The 22,790-nt window shown below is 49.0% G+C and carries 24 protein-coding genes; 2 read left to right on the top strand and 22 right to left on the bottom strand.

The window, feature by feature from the left end:
- Window positions 1-26: 26 nt before the first annotated feature.
- Window positions 27-485, top strand: coding sequence for an Lrp/AsnC family transcriptional regulator (locus DW922_RS07855; protein ID WP_118726262.1), 459 nt, complete (start codon window positions 27-29; stop codon window positions 483-485).
- A 226-nt stretch (window positions 486-711) separates the two neighbouring features.
- Here the strand turns inward: DW922_RS07855 and DW922_RS07850 are convergent, their stop codons facing one another.
- The 22 genes from DW922_RS07850 to DW922_RS07750 all read right to left on the bottom strand — a co-directional run bounded on the left by DW922_RS07850 (window position 712) and on the right by DW922_RS07750 (window position 21,636).
- Complete coding sequence (locus DW922_RS07850; protein ID WP_118726261.1) at window positions 712-915, bottom strand: hypothetical protein; 204 nt, start codon at window positions 913-915, stop codon at window positions 712-714.
- A gap of 179 nt (window positions 916-1,094) precedes the next feature.
- Window positions 1,095-1,448 (bottom strand): ribosome silencing factor, encoded by a 354-nt coding sequence (gene rsfS, locus DW922_RS07845; protein WP_118726260.1) that lies wholly within the window; start codon window positions 1,446-1,448, stop codon window positions 1,095-1,097.
- 94 nt (window positions 1,449-1,542) lie between these two features.
- Window positions 1,543-2,145, bottom strand: a complete 603-nt coding sequence (yqeK, locus tag DW922_RS07840) for a bis(5'-nucleosyl)-tetraphosphatase (symmetrical) YqeK (protein WP_118726259.1) — start codon at window positions 2,143-2,145, stop codon at window positions 1,543-1,545.
- Window positions 2,146-2,167: 22 nt separating this feature from the next.
- Window positions 2,168-2,788 (bottom strand): nicotinate-nucleotide adenylyltransferase, encoded by a 621-nt coding sequence (gene nadD, locus DW922_RS07835; protein ID WP_118726258.1) that lies wholly within the window; start codon window positions 2,786-2,788, stop codon window positions 2,168-2,170.
- A 154-nt stretch (window positions 2,789-2,942) separates the two neighbouring features.
- Complete coding sequence (gene yhbY / locus DW922_RS07830) at window positions 2,943-3,236, bottom strand: ribosome assembly RNA-binding protein YhbY (protein WP_118534197.1); 294 nt, start codon at window positions 3,234-3,236, stop codon at window positions 2,943-2,945.
- Window positions 3,237-3,249: 13 nt separating this feature from the next.
- Window positions 3,250-4,533, bottom strand: coding sequence for a GTPase ObgE (gene obgE, locus DW922_RS07825; protein ID WP_118705901.1), 1,284 nt, complete (start codon window positions 4,531-4,533; stop codon window positions 3,250-3,252).
- A gap of 114 nt (window positions 4,534-4,647) precedes the next feature.
- Window positions 4,648-4,938: a 50S ribosomal protein L27 gene (gene rpmA / locus DW922_RS07820; RefSeq protein ID WP_118534195.1), complete on the bottom strand. Its 291-nt coding sequence runs from the start codon at window positions 4,936-4,938 to the stop codon at window positions 4,648-4,650.
- 3 nt (window positions 4,939-4,941) lie between these two features.
- Window positions 4,942-5,280: a ribosomal-processing cysteine protease Prp gene (locus DW922_RS07815; protein ID WP_118540553.1), complete on the bottom strand. Its 339-nt coding sequence runs from the start codon at window positions 5,278-5,280 to the stop codon at window positions 4,942-4,944.
- 6 nt (window positions 5,281-5,286) lie between these two features.
- Window positions 5,287-5,595: a 50S ribosomal protein L21 gene (gene rplU, locus DW922_RS07810; protein WP_118540552.1), complete on the bottom strand. Its 309-nt coding sequence runs from the start codon at window positions 5,593-5,595 to the stop codon at window positions 5,287-5,289.
- A 241-nt stretch (window positions 5,596-5,836) separates the two neighbouring features.
- The gene (locus DW922_RS07805) at window positions 5,837-7,276 is read right to left on the bottom strand and encodes a TrkH family potassium uptake protein (RefSeq protein ID WP_118726257.1); all 1,440 of its coding nucleotides are present in this window, start codon (window positions 7,274-7,276) and stop codon (window positions 5,837-5,839) included.
- Window positions 7,277-7,288: 12 nt separating this feature from the next.
- Window positions 7,289-8,644: a Trk system potassium transporter TrkA gene (gene trkA / locus DW922_RS07800; RefSeq protein ID WP_118726256.1), complete on the bottom strand. Its 1,356-nt coding sequence runs from the start codon at window positions 8,642-8,644 to the stop codon at window positions 7,289-7,291.
- Window positions 8,645-8,684: 40 nt separating this feature from the next.
- Entirely contained in the window at window positions 8,685-9,878 is a 1,194-nt protein-coding gene (locus tag DW922_RS07795) for a ribonuclease E/G (RefSeq protein ID WP_347560281.1), read from the bottom strand.
- Entirely contained in the window at window positions 9,862-10,575 is a 714-nt protein-coding gene (locus tag DW922_RS07790) for a TIGR03936 family radical SAM-associated protein (RefSeq protein WP_118726255.1), read from the bottom strand. The genes DW922_RS07795 and DW922_RS07790 overlap by 17 nt, the downstream gene beginning before the upstream one ends.
- Window positions 10,559-12,427, bottom strand: a complete 1,869-nt coding sequence (locus DW922_RS07785; RefSeq protein WP_118726254.1) for a TIGR03960 family B12-binding radical SAM protein — start codon at window positions 12,425-12,427, stop codon at window positions 10,559-10,561. Before DW922_RS07785 ends, DW922_RS07790 begins: the two co-directional genes overlap by 17 nt.
- Before the next feature lie 238 nt (window positions 12,428-12,665).
- Window positions 12,666-13,739 (bottom strand): site-specific integrase, encoded by a 1,074-nt coding sequence (locus DW922_RS07780; protein WP_243032127.1) that lies wholly within the window; start codon window positions 13,737-13,739, stop codon window positions 12,666-12,668.
- A gap of 112 nt (window positions 13,740-13,851) precedes the next feature.
- Window positions 13,852-14,079, bottom strand: a complete 228-nt coding sequence (locus DW922_RS17630) for a hypothetical protein (protein ID WP_195715031.1) — start codon at window positions 14,077-14,079, stop codon at window positions 13,852-13,854.
- Between the two features lie 357 nt (window positions 14,080-14,436).
- Complete coding sequence (locus DW922_RS07775; protein ID WP_118726252.1) at window positions 14,437-15,792, bottom strand: amidohydrolase; 1,356 nt, start codon at window positions 15,790-15,792, stop codon at window positions 14,437-14,439.
- Between the two features lie 83 nt (window positions 15,793-15,875).
- Entirely contained in the window at window positions 15,876-17,594 is a 1,719-nt protein-coding gene (locus tag DW922_RS07770) for an adenine deaminase C-terminal domain-containing protein (RefSeq protein WP_118530785.1), read from the bottom strand.
- Window positions 17,595-17,610: 16 nt separating this feature from the next.
- Complete coding sequence (locus DW922_RS07765; RefSeq protein WP_118726251.1) at window positions 17,611-18,723, bottom strand: ABC transporter substrate-binding protein; 1,113 nt, start codon at window positions 18,721-18,723, stop codon at window positions 17,611-17,613.
- Window positions 18,724-18,973: 250 nt separating this feature from the next.
- Window positions 18,974-20,014, bottom strand: a complete 1,041-nt coding sequence (locus DW922_RS07760) for an ABC transporter ATP-binding protein (RefSeq protein WP_118726250.1) — start codon at window positions 20,012-20,014, stop codon at window positions 18,974-18,976.
- A gap of 13 nt (window positions 20,015-20,027) precedes the next feature.
- The gene (locus DW922_RS07755; RefSeq protein WP_118297651.1) at window positions 20,028-20,810 is read right to left on the bottom strand and encodes an ABC transporter permease; all 783 of its coding nucleotides are present in this window, start codon (window positions 20,808-20,810) and stop codon (window positions 20,028-20,030) included.
- On the bottom strand, window positions 20,803-21,636 hold the full coding sequence (locus DW922_RS07750) for an ABC transporter permease (RefSeq protein ID WP_015552826.1): 834 nt from the start codon (window positions 21,634-21,636) through the stop codon (window positions 20,803-20,805). The genes DW922_RS07755 and DW922_RS07750 overlap by 8 nt, the downstream gene beginning before the upstream one ends.
- Window positions 21,637-21,811: 175 nt before the next feature.
- Here DW922_RS07750 and DW922_RS07745 point away from each other — a divergent pair, with 175 nt between their 5' ends.
- Entirely contained in the window at window positions 21,812-22,735 is a 924-nt protein-coding gene (locus DW922_RS07745; protein ID WP_118540541.1) for a LysR family transcriptional regulator, read from the top strand.
- Window positions 22,736-22,790: the final 55 nt, after the last annotated feature.

The raw sequence follows: 22,790 nt of genomic DNA, 5'->3' as shown, positions 1-22,790 counted from the left end.
GGATATTATTTTACAGGGGGACACTTATGTACCTGAACGGTTTAGATGAACTGGATCAGAAGATCATCCAGTTGCTTATAGAAAATGCACGTATTTCTTACTCTGATATCGGTAAAGAAACCGGTATTTCCAGAGTGGCAGTAAAAGCCCGGATTCAGGCTCTGGAGAAAAAAGGCATAATTGAAGAATATACAACTATAATAAACCCTCAAAAGATCAGCGGTGCTGTTTCATGCTATTTTGAAATCGAAACAAAACCAGACCATCTGTCGCAGGTGACAGATATATTACATAATAATGATACCGTTACGCAGATTTACCGTGTCACAGGAAGAGACAAGCTGCATGTACATGCCGTTGCTTCATCAAGTGATGAAATGGAACACTTCCTGCACACAGTCATTGATACACTTCCCGGCGTTATCAGCTGCAGCTGCAATACGGTCCTATCACGTATTAAAGATATTAAAGGATTACGGCTATAGAAGCCTGCATATAAGGCAATGAACCATTTCTGATCCATTACCTTTTACTTTACATACGCTATAATTGATTCGATCCTGGACCACACTTCACAAAGAGGATGCCCAATTTGGGACACCCTCTCTTTCTTAGCACAGGATACGGAATCCAAATCCGTCATTCCTGTTTCCATATATATTCCATTGTGTCTGTGTCTGCAACTTAAATCCCGGCAGATCGCTCGTGAAATTATGATTCCGGTTCATGTCCGGTACCCAGAGACATTTCTCTTTCTATGGCCTGACGAATGGAATTCGATGGCCCAAACTCCTCATACATATCCGCCAACAGCAGTTTCATATCTTCACTGGAAATACAGAAGTCATCCTGTCTGAAACGGTAAATGCTGTTTCTGGTAGTGAGTTTGATGATGCCGTCATCTTCCGCTTCCAAATCTCCCGGTGATGTTTTTTTAAAATGTAATTAAATTATTCCAGTTCATGCCTGGTATTCAGAGACAATTTTTTCCATAGCCTGCCGGATGGGGCATTCCATATTTAAGATATAAAGGGAAATTTTGAAATGCTCTTGAATACGCTTATTTAAGAAATAAAAGGAAAACTACAAGTTGTTTAAGCAAATTCCTTCGCATCCATGATCTTCCCGTCTCTCCAAATACGTTCCAGATCATAGAACAAGCGGTCTTCCTTATCAAAGACATGCACAATGATGTCACCGTAGTCCATCAGGATCCAGTTAGCACTCTGGTAGCCCTCTACCTGCTTGCATGGATATCCGGCTTTTCCAAGCTCCTCTTCTACGTTGTCGGCCATAGCCTGTACCTGGTTTCCGTTGGAACCACTTGCAATGAGGAAGTAGTCTGCCAGTACGGAGACTTCGCGGATATCGATCACGCGGATATCCTCACCCTTTTTATCTTCGAGGGCGGTAATCGCCAGTTTTACCATTTCATTTGCCTGACTCATTCATGTTCTCCTTCTTTGTTTTGTTTAATCTATAACTCCATTCATGCACAGAAATCGCAGCTTTCGCTTTATAGCAGCCTGACATGGCTTTTCCTTACACGGTTTCTGTCTGTTTCTTTTGTTCCATAATGCTTTCAAAATACTGGTATGCCTGCATCGTCATCGGGTCAATGCTGCTTCCCTTTTTATTGAGGTAATCCAGCGTTCCTTTTAAAATCTCATACATGGTCTGATCCAGATCCTGAAAGGCCAGATAGCGCATTTGTGGAAGGTTATCGGCTTTATCCCTGCGCGGCTCGATATAATCCGCGATATAGAGGATTTTGTCCAGTGTTGTCATATCCGGCTTTCCGGTCGTATGACATGCAATGGCAGAGATGATCTCTGCATCGTGAATGCCATATTTATTTTCTGCCAGAAATGCGCCATATTTTGCGTGGATCACGGCCGGAGCCTTGATTTCCGCTTCGGTCAGCGGGACGTTATGCTTCTGGCATTTCTGAATCAGCTCGCTGTCTGTAAAACGCTTGGCGCAGTCATGCATCAGCCCGGCAAGCTCTGCTTTCTTGATGTCGTAGCCATAGCGCATGGCAAGCGCGGTACAGGTAAAGGATACACTTACGGAATGCTCGTAGCGCATCGGATCCAGCTTTGATTTCAGCTGTTTACGCAGTGTAATGATCTGTTCTGTTATCATAGGTATTTCCTCCTCCTCATAGTCAGAGCTTCTCAGGATTCTGGTATAAACCATGTTCTTCAATATAGCGTTCCACGTTTTCCGGAACCAGATTATGGATTCTGCCTCCGTTCATTTCACGCTCTCGCAGTTCCTGGGAAGAAACCTCCATGGTATCACTGTGCAAAAGAAAAATTGCGGCTCCGTATTTCTTGATCAGATACGCAGCCTGCTCTTCTAACGTACAGGAAGCATCTTCGCATTCCCGACCGGCAGCCAGGATTGTAACCTGGCGCATGACTTCCTCCGGATGATACCAGCTTTCGATATGATACAGGGAATCTGCCCCCACGATAAAGAAAAAAGTATGCTTCGGATAAGCTTCTTTCAAAAGCTTTAGCGTCTGGGCTGTGTAGGTATTTCCTGCACGGGAAATCTCAAAATCAGAGAAACGGAAACGCGGTTCCCCTGCAATGGCCAGCTTTACCATTTCACACCGGTCTTTGGTGCCGGTTACACGATGATCTGTTTTGTGCGGGGGATTGTGGGAAGGCATAAACCAGATCTCATCGAGGTGATATTCTTTTAAAGCCTGTCTGCCAAGCATCAGGTGCGCATTGTGGATGGGATCAAAGGTTCCACCCATAATTCCGATCTTAGCCAATCACAGTCACTCCCTTCGCAAACAATGTTATTTCTATGATATTACGAACCCACAGGAGCAGATCATATGGTTTGTTCCTGTGGGCTATAGATCAATGTTTTGTAACTGTACAAGCAATGTAATGCGCTGCCTGTACAATTATGACTTTCTTTTATTAAGGCAGAACGATCTTGCGTTTTGCCTCGTCCTTTGCCGGCTTGTAAAGAACGATCTTTTTGCCGATCACCTGAACGACCTCGGAACGAGTGCGCTCAGCCAGAACTTCTGCGATGGAACGTCCATCGTCCAGGCAGTTCTTTAATACGGTGATCTTGATCAGCTCCCGTGCTTCCAGTGCTTCTGCGATCGCTGCAGTCAGCTCCGGAGTTACACTGGACTTGCCGATCTGGAAGATCGGATCCATCGTCATAGCCAGTCCCTTTAAATAGGATCTCTGCTTACTTGTCATGTTTTATCTCCTGTTATTTATAATAATCAAATGCAAGGCCATACATACGGACGGTGTCGCCCTCTTTGATGCCTGCAGCTTCGAGTTCGTCTAAAATACCATTTTCCTTTAAGAACTTCTGGAAGAACTGGAAGCCCTTCTCGGACTCCAGATTGGTATAACCAAGCATCTTCTCGATACGTGGTCCTTCGACTACAAACTCGCCGTCCTCGTTCTGCTCTACGGTGTACGGCAGGTTGCGGTCGCCGGCGTACTCAATTTCGAATTCTTTCTCAAAGATGACCGGATCGAGGTTTACGGTCTTAAGCAGCTCGTAAACCGCGTATAACAGCTCTTTTACGCCCTTACCGCTGACTGCGGAAATCGGGAATACCTTGATGCCTTCCGGTTCAAACTCCTGTTTCAAGATCTCTACCGGATCCTCATCTTCTGAGTAAACGGCATCAATCTTGTTGGCTGCAATGACCATAGGGCGCTTTAACAGATCCGGATTGTATGCTTCCAGCTCTGCGTTGATCGCGCGGATGTCCGCGATCGGGTCACGCCCCTCGGTACCTGCGGCATCTACCACATGGACCAGAACGCGGCAGCGTTCGATGTGGCGTAAGAAGTCATGACCAAGACCGATTCCCTGGGAAGCGCCCTCGATCAGCCCCGGAATATCTGCCATAACAAAACCGGCTCCGCCGTCTAAGTCAACCACACCCAGATGCGGGTTTAAGGTCGTAAAATGATAATTTGCAATTTTCGGTTTTGCGTTGGACACGCGGGAAAGAAGGGTGGACTTTCCTACGTTTGGGAAACCAACCAGTCCAACGTCTGCAATGACCTTCAGCTCCAGCTGAACCCAGAGCTCGTGGCCCTGCTGACCTGGCTGTGCATATTTCGGAGCCTGCATGGTCGGGGTTGCAAAGTTCATGTTGCCAAGACCGCCTTTACCGCCCCGTAAAATGGTCTCCCGTTTATTTTCACCGGACATATCCGCGATGACCTTGCCAGTCTCAAAATCCTTGATGACCGTTCCTTCCGGAACCTTGATCACCAGGTTTTCTGCATTGGCACCGTGGCACCGCTTCTTGCCCCCTTGTTCTCCATCTCGTGCTACATATTTCCGAACATGACGAAAATCTGTTAATGTATTTAAACCCGGATCTACCTCAAAAATGATGTCTCCGCCTTTTCCTCCATCACCGCCGTCAGGACCGCCTGCCGGCACAAACAATTCTTTGCGGAAGCTTACATGGCCGTCTCCGCCTTTTCCTGATTTAATAAAGATCTTTGCATTATCTGCAAACATGGATTCACCTAAATCCTTTCCTGTGTATCAGCAAACGTATGGGATACGTTTATGATGTCTCTGGCAAAAAAAGGCTTCATACCATTAATCAGTATGAAGCCTTCGTCAGTGTCATTATTCGTTGATTGTTCTCGGGTATACAGAAACCTGCTTTTTGTCTCTGCCCTTTCTCTCAAATCTTACAACGCCGTCTACAGTAGCGAATAAAGTATCATCGCCGCCGCGACCTACGTTCAGACCCGGATGAATCTTGGTACCGCGCTGTCTGTAAAGAATGTTACCAGCTAATACGAACTGACCATCTGCTCTTTTAGCGCCAAGTCTCTTGGACTCAGAATCTCTACCGTTCTTGGTAGAACCTACACCTTTTTTATGAGCGAATAACTGAAGGTTCATTTTAAACATCTCTTACACCTCCTCAAATCGAATTTTTATATACGGTTCTCCGTACGTTTCCTCAATGTCCTCTAAACCAAGGACCAGAGAATTCATAAGGAGTGCTGCTTCCGGACTAATCGTTCCGGTAAAACGGAAACGGAACATCCCGGACTGCTCGTCCTCATCTGCCTCAAACTGGTCTTCCGTGAAGTGTTCCACAGAGTTTGCCATGTTGAGGGTCAGGGCAGACACGGCTGCACAAACCAGCTCCTGTCCTTCCTGATAGTCATCGGCAAGGCCTGCATGACCCAGAAAAGAAATCCCATGATAACGATGTTCGGAATCAACAGATACGGTTACGTTAATCATGATTAATTAAGCATTGATCTTGTCGATCTTGATCTCGGTAAAGAGCTGTCTGTGACCATTTTTCTTATGATAGCCAGTTTTTCTCTTGTACTTATAAACGATCACCTTTTTTGCTTTTGCCTCTTTAACTACGGTTCCGGTAACAGTTGCACCTGCTACAGTCGGGCATCCGATGGATAACTCTCCGTTGTTAACTGCAAGAACCTGGTCAAACGTAACGGTTTCGCCAGCGTTTACACCAAGCTTTTCAACCTTAATGATATCGCCTTCTGCTACTTTGTACTGCTTACCACCTGTTGCAATAATCGCGTACATATGGCACCTCCTATTATCATTACTCGCCAGTTTCGGTGTCCGAATCCGATGGACTCGGAACTTTCAAACCTCGCTGTGCGGCACATACTCATGTATATTAGCATGAAATGTTGTTGCTGTCAATCTTATTTTTATCTTTTTTCGAACTTTTTTCGCAGCCCTTTTTCAAAGGGCTTCTGCCCATTTCCGGTCTGAACATTTTCCTGCATGAAAAGCAGTAATTTCGGAAATTTGTCCAGAATTACTCTCTCACCCACGTACGCGGGGAAAACAAAAGCAGCATTGGGAACAATTCCAGACGTCCAGCCAGCATGTCAAACATCAGGATATATTTGTTAAACGGATTAAAAATCCCGAAGTTGCAGGTCGGACCCACTTTTGAAAGTCCCGGACCAATGTTATTCAAGGTCGCTGCTACCGCCGTAAAGTTGGTAGTCATGTCGAAATTGTCCAGGCTGATCAGAAGCAGGGACACGGTAAAGATTAAAATATAAGCCACCAGATACGTGTTAATGGAACGCAGCACATTATGCTCGATCGGCTTTCCTTCATATTTCAATACCTTGACGTTCCGCGGGTGGATCAGGGAAGACAGCTCTTTGTTTACGGTCTTCACGGCAATCGCGATACGGGAAACCTTAATACCGCCGCCGGTACTTCCGGCACAGGCACCCACAAACATCAGACATACCAGGATTGTTTTGGAAAAGCCCGGCCATAAGTCAAAATCGGTTGTGGAATAACCAGTTGTGGTGATGATAGATCCAACCTGGAAGGCTGCATGCTTTAACGCTGTCAGGATATCCGGGAACATACCACGGATATTCCATGTGATGAGAAGTGTGCTGACCAGGATGATCCCAAGATACCCACGCATTTCTTCGCAGTGTAGTGCATCCTTCGGTTTCCGGATCAAAAACAGGTAATATACATTAAAGTTTACGCCAAATAGGATCATGAAAATGGTAAAGATCCACTGCTGCAGCGACGTATAGTCTCCACAGCTGCTGTTGACAATACCGAAACCGCCGGTTCCTGCCGTACCAAAGCTCATCGCCATAGAATCAAATAACGGCATGCCGCTCAAAAGCAGCAGAACGATCTGGACAACCGTAATAAAGAAGTAAATCAGATATAAGATCTTTGCGGTTGTGCGCACGCGCGGAACCAGCTTTCCGACAGACGGTCCAGGGCTCTCTGCCCTCATGATATGAATGTTGTAGCCCCCGGCAAGCGGGAGGACTGCCAGGATAAAGACCAGAACGCCCATACCGCCGATCCAGTGGGTGAAGCTGCGCCATATCAGCATACATTTGCTTAAGGCTTCCACATCCGGAAGCACGCTGGCTCCGGTGGTCGTAAACCCGGAAATGACTTCAAACAGTGCATCCTCGAACAACGGGATCTCCCGGCTTAAGAAAAACGGCAATGCACCAAAGAAACTTAATACGATCCAGCTTAAGGAAACTGCCACAAAGCCCTCTTTGGCGTAAAAAACAGTGCTTTTTAATTTTTTATGCGCCAGAAGCCAGCCGCTGATGGCACAAAATAAAGCGACACCAAGAAAATAAAATCCACTCGGCTCCTGATAGACCAATGCCACCACGCATGGCAGGATCATCAGGATTCCCTCAATTCCAAGGACCCAGCCTAAAAAATAAAATACAATTCCAATATTCATGATGCATCCCTCTTATCTTAAGACATCCTTCAGATCTTTCAGGCCCGAATGGGTCGTGACCACGATGACGGTATCGCCCGGCTCGATCGTATCTTTACCACGCGGGGTGATGATCTGTCCGCCGCGGTTGATGCAGGCGATCAGAAGGTTATCTTTAAAGGACAGCTTTTCCAGCGGAATGCCGATGAGCGGCGCGTCTTTTTCCACGCGGAACTCCAGCGCCTCGGCTTTGTTCGCGACAATCTTATACAGGGTTTCCACATTGCTTCCCATGGAATTCTGCATCGCACGGACATAACGGATGATGCCGTCTGCCGTGATCATTTTCGGATAGATGATGCTTCCGAGGTTCATCTGCTGGATGATATTTTCAAACGCGATGCGGTTAATCTTGGTGACCAGCTTTGCCCTGGAAACGCTTGCCGCGTAAAGGGAAAGCATGATGTTTTCTTCATCGAATCCGGTCAGCGCCGCAAAGGATTCGGTCTGGGTAATGCCCTCTTCCATTAAAAGCTGCTGGTCGGAACCGTCTCCGTGAATGATCATGGCCTTTGGCAAAAGCTCACTCAGTTCATGACAGCGGGTCAGATCCTGCTCGATGATCTTAACCTTAATGCCAGTGTCTTCCAGCATCTTGGCGAGGTAGTAAGAAATCCTGCCGCCGCCCACCAGCATGGCGGTTTTGATCGTATTATTGGAAAGTCCGACCTGGCGGAAAAACTCGGTTGCCTGAGATCCGGATGCCACAAAGGAAATTTTATCGCCCTTTTGCAGGCAGAAGCTTCCGCCAGGGATGATGACATCGTTTCCGCGCTCTACTGCACAGATCAGGATGCTGCAGTGAAGACGTGGTCCAACCTCGTATACCTGCATATTGTCAAGCACAGAGTTATCTGGAATGATAAATTTCATCAGCTCCACGCGGCCCTTTGCAAATGCGTCGATCTTAATGACAGACGGGAATTTTAACAGTCTGGAAATCTCGGTAGCTGCTGCCAGCTCCGGGTTGATCGCCATGGACAGGTTCAACTCCTCCCGGATATACTGTACTTCGTTCGCGTACTCCGGATTACGGATTCTCGCAATGGTGTGGCAGTTACCGGCTTTTTTTGCGATCAGGCAGCAGAGCATATTCAGCTCATCGGAGTTGGTGGTTGCGATCAGAAGGTCCGTTTCTTTGATTCCGGCCTCCATCTGCACCTGGTAAATCGCACCGTTCCCCTCTACTCCCATCACATCGATGTTATCGGTCACATAGCGGAGCTTGGCGCCGTCCTTGTCGATCACGGTGATATCATGTCCCTCATTATTTAGCTGTTCGGTCAGGGTCAGTCCGACCTTACCGCAGCCTACAATGATAATCTTCATGCTGCATCCCCTTTTCCTATCCCTTTCCGGTCTACAGGCCCTATTTTGTTGTGATCTGGGCAATCTGTTCCCACAGGGGTTTCTTTTCTTTCTTTCGTGTCATTTCCACCAGGTTGAGCGGTGTCATGTCAACAACGGTCGTTTTGACCGGATCCGGCCGCACGGCAGCTTTTAAGGTGTCCATGAGAAGTGCCTTATCCTCTTCCGTATCCATATCGATAAAATCGACCATGATGATGCCGGACAGATTGCGGAGTCTCAGCTGGTGTGCAACTTCCTGTGCTGCTTCTAAGTTGATCAGGCGAATGGTATCAGCGAGATTCTTCTTGCCGGAATATTTTCCGGTGTTCACGTCGATGACGACCATGGCCTCTGTGCACTCTATTATAAGGTATCCGCCAGACTTTAGCCATACCCTTTTCTGACAAGATTGTTCTAATGCATATTCCAGCGAATATAATTTCGCAAGACTTAAAAGTTTATCCTCATAAAAGCGCAGTCCGGTTGTCTCTGAGAGATCTGAAATGCGGAAATATTCCTGCAAACGTGCAAAAAGATCCGGCTGGTCCGTCACAACCTCCTCCAGACTTCCGTTTGGACAGTTGCGCAGCGCTTTTAAGTAATCCGGCTCCGCTTCATAAAGAAGACTGTAGCAGGTCCGGTACTGCGCAAGGTTCATGACACGGTCAAACTGCTCCAGTAACGCGGAAAGCTCCCGAAGGAGCTTTGTTTCCTGTCCATATGCATTTGTACGGATGATGACACCGGTGCTTTTGCCGTCTAGAAGCTGCTCAATCTGCGGATGCATGCGCTCTTTCCACTCCCGGTCGTCAATCTTAGAAGAAAAGCCGATCACACGCTTTCCGGCAGTCAGGACTGCATATTTTCCGGAAAAATTTAAGTTCCCGGACAGCACGGGATCCTTTGTTTTCACCGCATCCTTTGCCACCTGTACGATGATCTCATCGCCTTCCTTCAGTTTCCGGTCCCGGCCGTCGGCAAACAGCGTGACCTTATTGTCAGTCAGACTGTAGTAGCCAGTACGGCCATCGGAGAAATCCACGAAAGCGGAGTTTAAATTTTTTACGACCTTTTGGACTTTACCAATATAAATATTACCCAGAATGGATGATGCATCCTCCAGTCCAAGCTCCAGAGTCTCCTTGCCGGAAACCAGAGCTGTCAGGACACGGTCATGCCAACGGGTTACGATCAGCTTATTCAATGTCTTCACCAAACGATTCCAGGGTCACGAAGTCGTGTTTTTCTTCGTTTCCCTTATCTGCGTATACTTCCAGGCGGGTAACCATAAGCGCAAACTCGCCAAGTGTTTCGCCGCGGCTTTCTGCGTAAGCGCGAAGCACGGCATCCGGCTTTAAGTTTGCTGCACTTCCGGTCGCAATTTGTAAAAAGATCTTATGGTCCGAACGGGCTTCCATCTGGTAGATCTGCGGGCGGATATTGATCTCTTTCTCTCCCTTTTTGGTCTTCTTTAAAAACAGGATCTCTTCTTTTTTCAGAAATTCCGGGATCCCGGCGAAAAATGCATCCAGATCTTCTGGCTCATAACCCTCCCGGAAACGGACTTCGTAGTCGGCTGCTGCAACTAAGGACATGGCATTGCCTGCATCATCCGGAAGTGCCCGGTAAGAAAGCGCTTCCATGCCCTCTACCATATTTTCATTAATGCGGCGCAGCATTTCTTTGGAAGAATCGGTGCTCAGCACTTCGATATCGACATACTCGCCACGGCTCTCCAGTCCCACGCCGAGCGGAGCCGCAAACGACATGATCTGGTGCGGGCTGAAGCCCTCACTGTAGCGGATATCGACATCGGCACGGCGCATCACCTTCTGGAAATAACGCATGATATCCAGATGACCGATGAATTTCATGGTGCCTTCCTTGGCAAATTTAATTCTTATCTTCAAAGCAGACACCTCCTCCAAATTTTCTCGCGCCGCAGCCGGAACACTGCTGACGGCAGTTCGGAGTCACCTTCTCGCTGATGGCAGTCAGCCACTCGCGCTTTAAGAACTCCTTGGTCACGCCTGCATCGATGAAATCCCACGGGAAGATTTCATCTAAGCTGCGCTCTCTTACGGTATAGAAATCCGGGTCTATGCCGCAGGTCTCGAAGGCCTGCATCCAGGTGTCGTTGTTGAAATACTCACCCCAGGAATCGAACATGGCGCCGTTTTTGTAAACCTCTTCCACAACGCTTGCCACACGGCGGTCTCCGCGGGCCAGAACACCCTCAAGGACCGTCAGGTCAGCCTCATGGTAGTTATATTTTAAGCTCTTGCGGTTTAACATCTCCTTGAACTTATCTTTTACAATGTAAGCGCGCTCCAAAAACTCCTCCTTGGTGCACATCTGCGCCCACTGGAACGGGGTAAATGGCTTCGGAACAAAGAAGGAAGAGCTGGCAACAACCTGAACCTTGCCGTTGCGCTGCTCTTTCGGGATTTCGTCGTAGTAGAGCTCTGCAACCTTCTCAGACAGCAGGGCAATGCCCTCCATATCCTCTCTGGTCTCGGTCGGAAGTCCCAGCATAAAGTACAGCTTTACGCGGTTCCAGCCGCCGTGGAATGCCTCAGCGGCACCCTTTAAGATGATCTCCTCCGTCAGTCCCTTATTGATGACGTCACGCATACGCTGGGTACCAGCCTCCGGCGCGAAGGTCAGGCTGCTCTTCTTGATATCCTGGACCTTGCTCATGACATCCAGGGAGAACGCATCGATACGCAAAGACGGCAGGGAAATGTTCACGCCCTTGCCCTGGAACTCCTCGATCAGGAAGTTTACAATCTCCTTTAAATGGGTATAGTCACTGGAACTTAAGGAGCTTAAGGAAATCTCCTCATGGCCGGTGCTCTTTAACATCTTGTATGCATGATCTTTTAAGAACTCCAGACTGCGTTCACGCAGCGGACGGTAGATATTGCCTGCCTGGCAGAAACGACAGCCGCGGATGCAGCCGCGCTGAATCTCCAGAACCACGCGGTCCTGGGTTACCTTCAGGTACGGAACTACCGGATTTTCCAGATACGGGACATCGTTCATGTCCATAACCAGTTCCTTGGTAATGGTAGCCGGAATGCCCTCTTTATTCGGGGTGAAGGACGCAATGGTGCCGTCCTTGTTGTAAGCTACATCGTAAAACATCGGCACGTAGATGCCTGGAAGTTTGGCTGCTGCCTCCAGGAAATCTCTTCTGTTGCCGCCATTTTTCTTGTTTTCTTTGTACAGATCAAACAGTGCATCGTACTGGGTCTCGCCCTCGCCGATATAGAACATGTCAAAGAATACGGCAAGCGGCTCCGGGTTATAGGCACACGGACCACCACCGATCACGACCGGATCTTCCTCCGTACGGTCAGCCGCATGCAGCGGGATGCCGCTTAAATCCAGCACCTGCAGGATGTTGGTGTAACACATCTCATACTGGATCGTAAAGCCAAGGAAATCAAAATTCTTCACCGGATCCTGGGATTCCAGCGCAAACAGCGGGATATGCTGCTCCCGCATCACCTTGTCTAAGTCTGTCCACGGAGAGAACAAACGCTCACACCACACATCGTCCCGCTTGTTAAACATCGCGTACAGAATCTGCATGCCAAGGTGGGACATGCCGATCTCGTATACATCCGGAAAACACATGGCAAACCGGATGTCCACAAGGGACGGATCTTTCATGACACAGTTCACTTCCCCACCGATGTATCTGGCGGGTTGTTGAACGGTTAATAAAATTTCATCACTTAACGCTAACTTTCTCATAAATCCTTATTTTACCTACATTTCTCACGTTTTTAGCGATGGGTTCATCGCTGTTTTTTAGTTCTTTTTCTCTGATTTTCTCCGTAAGCGTAAAAACACAAATTCTTGTCAAGTGTCTTTTTTTCACGGACAGTTTACATAATATTTTTCGCTCTTACGACAAAAAAAATTGTTTCTGAAATACGCACAATTCGGATTTTCCGTTATTTTACGGATAAATCCGCTCTAAATGTACAGATCAGACCGCATTATTATACGGTATTTCGCGTGTTTCCGCAATAGATTCTTTCCCGAAATCAATTTTTCGATCTTCTATCGTCGAACTTTTTATCAAGTTTTCCGAATATTCGTCAAATCCAGGAACCTCAAAAATCAGGGTTTCCTTCAGAACGATCTCATCATTTTCCAGTTTTACCGGCATGGCATTCAGGAAAATTTTCTCAAATTCCGGAACGTCTTCACAAACTTTTTGGCTCGGAACAACATAGTGTTGCATCGTGAAAATTCCGCTGGAATGTCCGAGTGCGATGGCCAGTTCTTTGATATTGACCTGGTAATGGACCATCAATGTTGCGTATACATGACGCAGATCGTGCCAGTGAAAATCATCCGGGAGACCGTAAAGTTTTTTCATGGAATTGAAATCATCCTTATAGGACCGGCGGTTATAGGCAGTGCCATACGCCCGATGCCAGATTGTCACCTCGCCTGCATCCTTCCCTTCTGCCTCCGGCGACTGGGTCCACCTTTTGCAGCTTGCGGCTATTTCGTCCAATACAAAATCAGGCACCGGGAGATCTCGAATTCCGTTCCTACTTTTTGTATCGAGACGTTGTTTTGTCCTGCTGCCTTTTTCAAGCCCGGATATATCTATGGGCCGTCCCGCCTGCGCAGTAACATGGAGCACCTTTTTATTATAATCCACATCCCGATAACGCAGAGCGATCAATTCGCTGATCCGGCATCCGGTTGTACAGGCGATAAGGAGCGGGAGGTACAGACCAGGGTATTTGTTTTTTGCTATCAAAAGCATCTGGCCTGCCTGCTCTGATGTAAGTGCGTATTTTCTTTTTTTGCTTTTATGACCGCAGCCATCTTGTTCATTCACAGCTGCGGCTCTTTCATTCGCTTCTTTTTTGGATACCTGCTTTCGCTTTATGGAAATTGCGCTTGTAGCAGGATTTTTGTTAATCAGAACGTGTTTTTTGGCATACTTGAAAGAAGAGCCGAAGACTCCGTAAGCCGGTGATAAAAGCCCTGGCGTCATGGAATCCAGAATCTTTAAGAGGTCATCATTGGTTACTACATCCATCGTCCTCCCTTTTATTATGGGCAAAATATAATTTTGTATGATGTTCCGGTAACACACAAAGGTGCCGTATTTAATCTTCCGTACCTTTACCATATGTTCATTCAGCCAGTAATCATAAAAATTTTCTGCCAGAATCTGACTTGCGATGTATTCCTTTCTTTGCATAGAGAATTGGGGCGATATGGTGTTCCAGTTCACTGCGGATTCTGGATTCCGCTTCCATATAAGCAGTATAGACATCAAATGTAGTTCCAATATTGGCATGTCCAAGATATTCTGAAACATGCAACAGGATTTCTTCCGGATGGTCCTGATTACGCGTACCGTATTCAAACATCATAGTTGCCGCAATATGCCGCAGGTTGTGAGTCGTGACGATTGGAATGCCGGCATCCGTAAAACCCGGTCACTTTCCTCGGTTTTCGTTGCTTTTATTTCGATTCCTGTTCTGGAAACGCGAATTTTTTTACCTGCGTAATCGACGTCTGAGAGACGTACAGCCTGCCTTCGGACCGTTACCGTCCGCTCTTGCTTATTAAAATCTGTAAAACGGAGTCCTCGGATTTCCCCATACCGAAGCCCGTGCAGCATCAGACAGTATACCACGAACGCCGGGCTTTTCGAAGCTCGGCGTTTTGTGTTGGGAATATGAAATGAGCTGCCGCACGTTAGTGCGACAGCCCCGTTTTTCTATCTTCTACACCAGATTCTTCATATCCTTAAACGCTGTCCGCTCCATCTTCTCCCGAAGGTCATTCCTGATCTTCGCGAAGTCCTCACGGACAAGCTTCTTTTCTTTTACGAGGCACTCACCCGCAACATAAACATCTCTCACATTCGATGCAATCGCGCTATACACAAGAGCCGAATACGGGTCGTATACCGGGAACATATTTGGGGAGTTGGTCTCTACGAGGACGAGATCCGCCTGTTTTCCAGGCTCGATGGAACCAGTGATATCGCCGAGTCCTAACGCTCTTGCTCCCTCAATCGTCGCCATGGAAACGACCTCCGTTGACGGGAACGCGCTGCGATCGTGGAGCTCATTTTTGTGGAAGTTCTCGCACATCCGCATCTGGATGAACAGATCCAGCGTATTTCCGCTCGCCGGACCGTCGGTACCGAAGCCGACGGACATGCCGTGCTTATGCATCAGGGACACCGGAGCCACGCCCTTTGCGGCCTTCGTGTTGGAGGCGATACAGTGGGCCACGGACGCTCCGTGCTTCGCGAGGATCTCCACGTCATGTTCCGTCGTGCGGATGCTGTGGGCCGCCAGCGTATTCGGTCCGAGGACTCCGATATGCTCCATAAACTCGATGGGCGTCATATTATACTGTTCCCTCAACTGGGTCATCTCGTAGTCCATCTCCGCCACATGGAGCGTAAATACGGTTCCCGCCTTCACGTCCTCCTCATATGCCCGTTTTAAAGTTTCCGGGCTGCAGGTCGTCGTTCCGTGGGGCGTGATCGCTCCGGAAACGCGCGGGTGATCTTTGTACGCCTCGATCAGTGCAATTCCACGCTCGATGGCCTCATCCGCGTTCTTACTGTCGCAGGAATCCTTTTCCATCACCGTCTCACCGGCGATTCCGCGGATCCCCATCTCGTCCATGACCTTCGCCACAACTTCCTCGAAATAGTACATATCAAGCACTGTCGTCACACCGGAGAGCAGCAGCTCGCCTATGGCGTATCGCGTGGAAAGCCTGGCCATCTCCGCGTCCATGGCCTGATTCTCCATCGGAAGCAGGAACACCCGCAGGCGATCCTTACAATCGTCCCCGAGGCCGCGGAACGGGATCATGCCGAGGTGGCAGTGGGTGTTTACGAGGCCTGGGATCACGATGGCGCGCTTTGCGTCGATCTCCTCGAAGGTCTCGCCAGCCTTTAAAATCCCCTGCGCAGTAAGCGCCTGAAGCGCCTTCTCAAGCTCTTCCTCCGATCCTGCTGCCAGAATCTTTGTATCTTCAAACATCACATAACCATGATCCCAGACATCACCTGCCTCGTTCATCGTCACAACAATGCCGTTTTTGATAATCTTCTTCATCGTTCTAATTTCATCCTTCATAATTTCGACCTGATCCGGTTCTTCCACTATCCGCGGAGAAAAACCGGCGGCGGGCCGTAAAACTACTTTCCGTACTTCTCAACCAACGGCACATGTTCCTGCCCCGGCACCGTCAAAAGCCCGTGATCCGTGAGCTTCAGTTTCGGTGACACCGGAAGGCAAAGCGTGGACATGGACATGACCACGTTGTTGTTCACATATCCGAGACCTTCCATCGCCGTCCGCACTTCCTTTAATTCCTGTCCGAGAACCTCGATGGGCTGATCCGACACGATGCCGCCGATGGTGAGTCCCGCCTCTGCCAGGGATCTTCCTTCAGCGAACACCACATATGCCCCCTGGAGCTCCAGGACGCGCCTCTGGGCCAGTTTCATATCGTTCTCATCTGTTCCCAGGACAAACAGGTTATGGCTGTCGTGGGACCACGTGGTGGCCACAGCGCCCGGTTTCGTCAGTGCTCCTTCCACGAGACTATATCCGATATTTCCATTCTTGCCGTACCGCTCGAAAACGACTGCAAGGGAAAGTCCTGCCGACTTCCAGTCAAGCACACCGTCCTTCACCTCGACTCTGCATTTCACCGGTGTGGTTGCCGTTCCGAAGGTGCCGATCTTCATGACATTGACTTCCGCCCATTTCGCCTCCGGATCTTCCGCCTTTAACACAAAGTCGGAGATTTCCGCCGGACGGCAGTTGATCGTGTGGTAGAAAGAAGCCGGGAAACTGCACGCCGCAGCTTCTGCCGCACCGTAAGCCTCCTTGTCCTTGCAGTACACACACTCGCCCTTCTTATAAACCACAACCGGATCGATCCCATCCAGACTGTCCAGCAGCATAAAGTCTGCGATCTTTCCCGGCGCGATCATCCCTCTGTCATCCAGATGCATCCGTCTCGACGGTGTCCAGGTCGCGCAGTAGATCGCCTTCTCCATCGGCATTCCAGCCTTCACAGCCGTCTCGATAATCTTATTGAGATGTCCGGTCAGAAGCTTATCTGCCATCGTGTCATCCGTCACCAGCGCCACATTCTCATAGAGTTCATTGTCGCAGACGGTCTTCACGACCTCCGGCGTCAGGGATTTGAACTGCAGCTCCAGAAACATCCCAAGCTCTGTCTTCTCCATCACTGACTGTGGAGTCTGCTGGGTGTGGTCCGCATCAACACCTTCATAGATAAAGCGGTTAAGATCCGCCCCCGTAAGTCCCGGGCAGTGCCCCTCGATTCGGAGATTCTTTCCCGCGTTCCGGCACACATTGATGAGATCCCTCGTCCGGCTCTCGCCTTCTGCTGAGAGATCCTTATAGTTCATGATCTCTCCAAGGCAGAGAACTCCATCTAAGGATGCCATCTCAGAAATTTCCTTTACACCAAGTGACGCCCCGGCTGTCTCTAACTTCTCATTTGTCGCCGGTACACTGGACGGGATCGCCCAGAAGATATCCTGCTTCGTCTTCTGCGCCATAAAAGCCCGGATGCCGTCCATGCCGAACACGTTCGCCATCTCGTGGGCATCGGCAACCACCGTTGTTACTCCATATGGAAGCGTGATCCTTGAAAACTCGCCCGGATATGTCATCGAGCTCTCGATGTGCATATGGATATCCACGAGACCAGGCAGCATGTATCTGCCTTTTCCGTCGATCTCCCGCACTCCCGGATATGAAATTGCAGGGGAAACGCAATAAAACTTTTCCCCTGCAACTGCCACATCCCGCTTTTCAAAACACTGTCTGAAGGTCTGATAGACCATGACATTTTTCAGAATGAAATCGGGTCTCATATAAAATTCCTCGTTATTAGTTGTTGATCGTTCTGTTCCACTGGTCGATCCAGTTATTTAAGATCGGGTTTACAAAAGCATAGTCAACAACCTTAACTTTTGCAGCCTTGTCGCCGTAGGTCATATCCTTGGACTCTTCCTCAGTGAATGTAACGTCCTTGTTTGTCGGTGCCTCATTTAATGCCTTGCCTGTCTTTGTCTGAAGCTCCTCGCTGATACGGTAGTTGATGTACTCGTAAGCAAGCTCCTTGTTCGCACAGTTCTTTGTTACGTTGATGGTGTTGAAGTTAGCGTAAGCTCCGTCCGGTGTAACGTAAACAAGTGTCGGGTTAGCGGCTACGATCGTCGGAACGCCGAAGTCACCGACAACTGCTGCTGCAACCTCACCGGATGTGAACATGTTGATCAGGTCGGAAGACTTTGTGTAAGTCTTAACAAGGTTCGGCTTTAAGTCAGCAAGTGCCTTGAAAGCAGCCTCGCCGTTGTCTGTTGTTACGTCAACGCCTGCGTGGTCGCTTGCAACGTAAACCATAGCCGGTCCGAATGTTGTTGTGATCTCCGGGATGGAAACCATGCCTGCAAGGCGCTCGTCCCAAAGGTCATCAAAGCTTGTGAGTTCAAATCCTGTAAGCTCCGGGTTGTAGATGATACCGATGCTGTTGATGGTGTACGGAACACCCTGTCCTGCCTCTGCAATCTCCTTTGCAGCCGGGATCAGCTTCTCAGCATTCGGGATCTTGCTTAAGTCGATCGTATCGAAAAGTCCCTCGTCAGTGCCCTTCGCTGTCATAGCCTGGGAGAGCTCGATCACATCGATGGTGGAGTTCGGGTCTGCCGCTAACTTTGTATAACGGTCGTTTGTGCCGCCTGTCTCAGTAACGATCTCACAGCTGAACTCGTTCTCAAACGGTGTGTAAACCTCTTCTTCGGAGATATCTTCGCTGAGGCCGTATGTGGATAATACGAGCTTCTGTGCGTCTCCGGAAGCTGCCTTTGTCTCTTCTGCGGAAGAAGCTGCCTCAGAGCCTGCTGCCTGGCTTCCTGCTGCTGTGGTCTCTGTTGTGGATGCGCTGCCGCAGGCGGTAAGCATCATTGCTGCGCAAAGTACAACTGCTGCTGTTTTTTTCATGGTTTTTCTCCTCTTTCTCTCTTTTTGAGATAATGTTTTGTAACTGTCCGGCAGGTCTGTGCTTTCCGCACAAGCTGTACAAATGGGCAGTTGCATATTTTCCCGCATGAATATGGGTCTGTTTCGGAACTATCCGTTCATATCCCCCACATCCTGCGATGGTTCCCTTCATTGTTTTCCGTCCGGAGTACGATTCGATCTTTCCGGTTCTCCCTTCGGCGCATGACCTGTGCCCTAAGATCTCTGTCTCCTATCTTCTCACGAGAATCAGCTTATCCTTCGGCAGATACAGCCGGATCTCCTCGCCCTCTTTATAAACATGGTCAGTTCCCATATTTACCTTCAGGACACCGGCGGAAGTCTCAACCTCGTACTGGTAGCTTTTCCCGAGGAATGTGCGGACACCGATCTTACCGCTTAAGACATTCTCCGTCTGAACATCATCTGCCAGACAGATATCGTCCGGGCGGATCGTTCCCGCGAATTTCTCGCAATCGAGATCCATGGAAGTTAAGAACTCGCTTCCATCCGGTGCTGTATAAACGCCGTCCTGCTTTTTCGCAAGTTCAAGGAAGTTCTCGAAACCGATGAATCTCGCGACGAACTCTGTCGCCGGTCTCTTATAGATGTTCTCCGGTGTGTCAAACTGCTCGATGACACCGCCGTTCATAACAGCCACCTTGTCGGAGATGGAGAAGCATTCCTCCTGATCATGTGTAACAAATAATGTGGTGATTCCAAGGCGCTTCTGAAGTCTCTTGATCTCCACACGCATGGAAAGTCTTAATTTCGCATCAAGATTGGATAACGGCTCATCTAAGAGCAGTAGCTTTGGCTCGATGACAAGTGCTCTCGCGAGGGCAACTCGCTGGCGCTGTCCGCCGGACATCTGTTTCGGGAAACGGTCGGCAAGCTCTGTCAGGCCGCAGACCTCAAGGATCTCCCTGACCTTCTTGTCGATCAGGTCCTTGTCCATCTTTCTTGTTCTGAGCCCGAACGCTACATTGTCATAAACACTTAAGTGCGGGAACAGGGCGTAGCTCTGGAATACCAGGCCGAACTGGCGCTTGTGGACCGGGACCTTTGTCATGTCCTCTCCGTCTAATGTGAAGGTTCCGCCCTGAGGGTTGATAAAGCCTGCAACGACGCGGAGTGTCGTGGACTTGCCGCAGCCGCTGGGACCTAAGAGGGATACAAGCTCGCCCTCCTCGACTTCCAGATTCAGCCCCTTTAAGATCTGTTTCTTTTTATCGTAACTTACGTCGATTCCATTTAAACTCATAAAAGCCATGGTCATATTCTCCTTATTTCGCCAGGGCTGCGATACCCAGTGTGCGGTCTACGATCACCATGATGACTACGGTAGCTGCCATTAAAAGTACGGAAACCGCCGATACGGTCGGATCATAGTTGTATTCAATATAGTTCATCAGTGTTGACGGGAATGTGGAAACTCCCGGTCCGGATAAGAACATGGACACCGGAATGTTGTTGAAGGAATTGATGAACGCCAGCATGAATGCTGAGGAAATTCCGGAGGTCACATTTGGAAGAACGACCTTGAAGAACGCCGCTCCCTTCGGGCATCCGAGGCTCCACGCCGCCTCCTCGATTGAAAAGTCGAACTGCTCCATCGAAGAACCGACTACGCGGATCACATACGGAAGTGTCACCATAAAATGGCCTGCGAGAAGTCCCGCGAACACCGGGATCCTGAGTGTCAGGATCAGGCACTGGTACATAATAAAGCCGATTACAATTCCCGGAACGATTGTCGGGGAAAGGAAGATGGACTTTAATAACTGCTTTCCTTTTAAACCGGCTCTCGCCAGCGCGTAAGCCGCCGGGATTCCGACCAGAAGAGAGATGCATGTCGCGAGGAGCGCGACCTCAAGGCTGGTCAGGAATGATCTGCGGAAAGACTTTAACGCGAACACGTTCGCGAACCATTTCGTCGAGAAGGACTCGATCGGGAATGTGATGGCGCTTCCGCCGCCGAATGCCGTTACGGTGATGATCAGTAACGGGATCATCAAAAATGCAAATACGATCGCTGCCCATATGGTCAACACTTTATTTTTACGCATAATCTTCACCTCTGCGGTCCAGCCGTGCGGCCAGAGCGTTAAATCCTTTGATCACAACCAGGGTTACAACGATCATGATGAGGGCGATCACGGACGCGCCGGTCCAGTCACTGACGGACATCGCTCTCTGGTAGATCAGGGTCGCCATGACCATGTTGCTGTTGCCTCCTAATAACTGCGGCGTCGTGTACGCGGTCAGGGTTCCGGTAAATACCAGAATACCGCCGACGATGATTCCCGGAAGGCTCATCGGGAAGATGACTTTCATGAACGCTTCCGTTCTTGAGGCTCCGAGGCTCTGTGCCGCCTCCATCATATCATCATCAATATTTTCCATAACACCGGCAACCGTTACGATCATTAACGGAAGGAACAGGTAGACAGAACCAATGATGATAGAAAAGTCAGTGTATAAAAGCTTCATCGGCTTCTCAATCAGTCCCATAGCGATCATGGCCTTGTTGATGATCCCGTTGCTGCCGAGAATATTGATCCATGCAAAGCTTCGGATAACAGAGTTTGTCATCATCGGAAAGATCGACGCAGAGAGAAGCAGTCCTCTCCATTTCTTATCACAACGGCTGATGAAATACGCCGTCGGGATACCGCCCACCATACAGACAAAGGTGGTGATGACCGCGATCTTCACGGTTCTCAAAAAGATCTTTCTGTAATACTCGTCCTTAAAAAAGTCCACGTACGCGCTGAACGGGTAATCCCCCGTAAACACGCTTGGAACCAGAACGCGAAGCAGCGGGATCATCAGGAACAGAAATAAGATCACCAGTCCCGGAACCAGCATGCACCATGCACTGCTCTTTTTCATTGGTTTGCCCCTTTCTCAACTGTGCGTGATAAGTTTTAATTAGTGCTTCTTATAAATATTTGTTTTTTCATCAATTGCACTTATATTTTACATTCATTATAAAAAGTGATATACTATACGTCAAATACATATTATCTATAATTTTTATGCAGTAAAGCTATGAGGAGGCCCCTGTATGGAATTAAAAGAAGCCCGCTATATCCTGGCGATCGCCCGCCACCAGAGCATTGGCAAAGCCGCCGAATCCCTTTATATCTCCCAGCCGTCCCTGAGCAAGTACTTAAAGAACCTGGAAGAACGTCTCGGCGCTCCGCTGTTCAGCCGCCACGAAAACCGCTACTACCCGACTTACATGGGTGAACGCTACCTCCACTACGCCGAACAGATCGTTGCCTGCGGCGATGAGTGGATGCAGGAATACGACGATATCGCTCACCGCCAGCGCGGCCGCTTAAACATCGCCGTGCCGATCATGATGGGTAGCACGCTGATCGAACCGATGTTGGCACCGTTTCATAAACGATACCCCTATGTGACCTTAAATATCATGGAAGCAGTAAATTTCATTGCGGAGAACAGTCTGGAGACCTCATCCATCGACCTGACCCTTTACAATATCCATGAATTTCCCGAGACCATGGACTACCAGATCCTGCGCTCTGAGGAGATCGTTCTGGTCCTGCATGAAAACCATCCTCTCGCCGCAAAAGCCATTACCCGCCCCGGCTTCCGCTACCCGTGGCTGGATCTTTCCCTATTAAAAGAGGAAAACTTCATTCTCCTCTACCCGGACCAGAACACCGGTGGCATCTCCCTGGATCTCTTTCAAGAGTACAACATCAATCCACCGGTCTCTCTCCACACGAGAAACTCCTCCATGTCGATCCATCTGGCCATGGACGGCGTCGGCGCTGCCTTCGCCCCGGAGAGCTATTTCCATTATGAAAACCAGTACACCGGAAACCGCGCCCTCTGCTTCTCCGTCGGCCACAGACCGGCCCTCACAACTACCATCGCCGCCTATCGGAAAAACCGGTATCTGCCGCAGCATGCAAGAGATTTTCTGAAAATGATCCGGGAATATTGCCGTGAGAAATAAAACATTCTCCCAGAAATTTATATCCATCTGCGAGGTGCGCCGTCAGGCGCACCTC

Origin of the sequence: Clostridium sp. AM42-4 (assembly GCF_003480105.1) — a bacterium.
Lineage (GTDB): Bacteria > Bacillota > Clostridia > Lachnospirales > Lachnospiraceae > Brotaphodocola.
This window is presented reverse-complemented; position numbering and strand designations above follow the sequence as displayed.

Coding starts and splice junctions, on each gene's coding strand:
- DW922_RS07815 (WP_118540553.1), bottom strand. CDS start 5,280: ATGATTAACGTAACCGTATCTGTTGATTCCGAACATCGTTATCATGGG.
- DW922_RS07760 (WP_118726250.1), bottom strand. CDS start 20,014: ATGGCTTTTATGAGTTTAAATGGAATCGACGTAAGTTACGATAAAAAG.
- obgE (WP_118705901.1), bottom strand. CDS start 4,533: ATGTTTGCAGATAATGCAAAGATCTTTATTAAATCAGGAAAAGGCGGA.
- DW922_RS07765 (WP_118726251.1), bottom strand. CDS start 18,723: ATGAAAAAAACAGCAGCAGTTGTACTTTGCGCAGCAATGATGCTTACC.
- DW922_RS07775 (WP_118726252.1), bottom strand. CDS start 15,792: ATGAAGAAGATTATCAAAAACGGCATTGTTGTGACGATGAACGAGGCA.
- DW922_RS17630 (WP_195715031.1), bottom strand. CDS start 14,079: ATGATGTTTGAATACGGTACGCGTAATCAGGACCATCCGGAAGAAATC.
- trkA (WP_118726256.1), bottom strand. CDS start 8,644: ATGAAGATTATCATTGTAGGCTGCGGTAAGGTCGGACTGACCCTGACC.
- rsfS (WP_118726260.1), bottom strand. CDS start 1,448: ATGAGTCAGGCAAATGAAATGGTAAAACTGGCGATTACCGCCCTCGAA.
- DW922_RS07785 (WP_118726254.1), bottom strand. CDS start 12,427: ATGAGAAAGTTAGCGTTAAGTGATGAAATTTTATTAACCGTTCAACAA.
- DW922_RS07805 (WP_118726257.1), bottom strand. CDS start 7,276: ATGAATATTGGAATTGTATTTTATTTTTTAGGCTGGGTCCTTGGAATT.
- rpmA (WP_118534195.1), bottom strand. CDS start 4,938: ATGTTTAAAATGAACCTTCAGTTATTCGCTCATAAAAAAGGTGTAGGT.
- rplU (WP_118540552.1), bottom strand. CDS start 5,595: ATGTACGCGATTATTGCAACAGGTGGTAAGCAGTACAAAGTAGCAGAA.
- yqeK (WP_118726259.1), bottom strand. CDS start 2,145: ATGATAACAGAACAGATCATTACACTGCGTAAACAGCTGAAATCAAAG.
- DW922_RS07745 (WP_118540541.1), top strand. CDS start 21,812: ATGGAATTAAAAGAAGCCCGCTATATCCTGGCGATCGCCCGCCACCAG.
- DW922_RS07755 (WP_118297651.1), bottom strand. CDS start 20,810: ATGCGTAAAAATAAAGTGTTGACCATATGGGCAGCGATCGTATTTGCA.
- DW922_RS07770 (WP_118530785.1), bottom strand. CDS start 17,594: ATGAGACCCGATTTCATTCTGAAAAATGTCATGGTCTATCAGACCTTC.
- DW922_RS07750 (WP_015552826.1), bottom strand. CDS start 21,636: ATGAAAAAGAGCAGTGCATGGTGCATGCTGGTTCCGGGACTGGTGATC.
- DW922_RS07780 (WP_243032127.1), bottom strand. CDS start 13,739: ATGGATGTAGTAACCAATGATGACCTCTTAAAGATTCTGGATTCCATG.
- DW922_RS07855 (WP_118726262.1), top strand. CDS start 27: ATGTACCTGAACGGTTTAGATGAACTGGATCAGAAGATCATCCAGTTG.
- yhbY (WP_118534197.1), bottom strand. CDS start 3,236: ATGACAAGTAAGCAGAGATCCTATTTAAAGGGACTGGCTATGACGATG.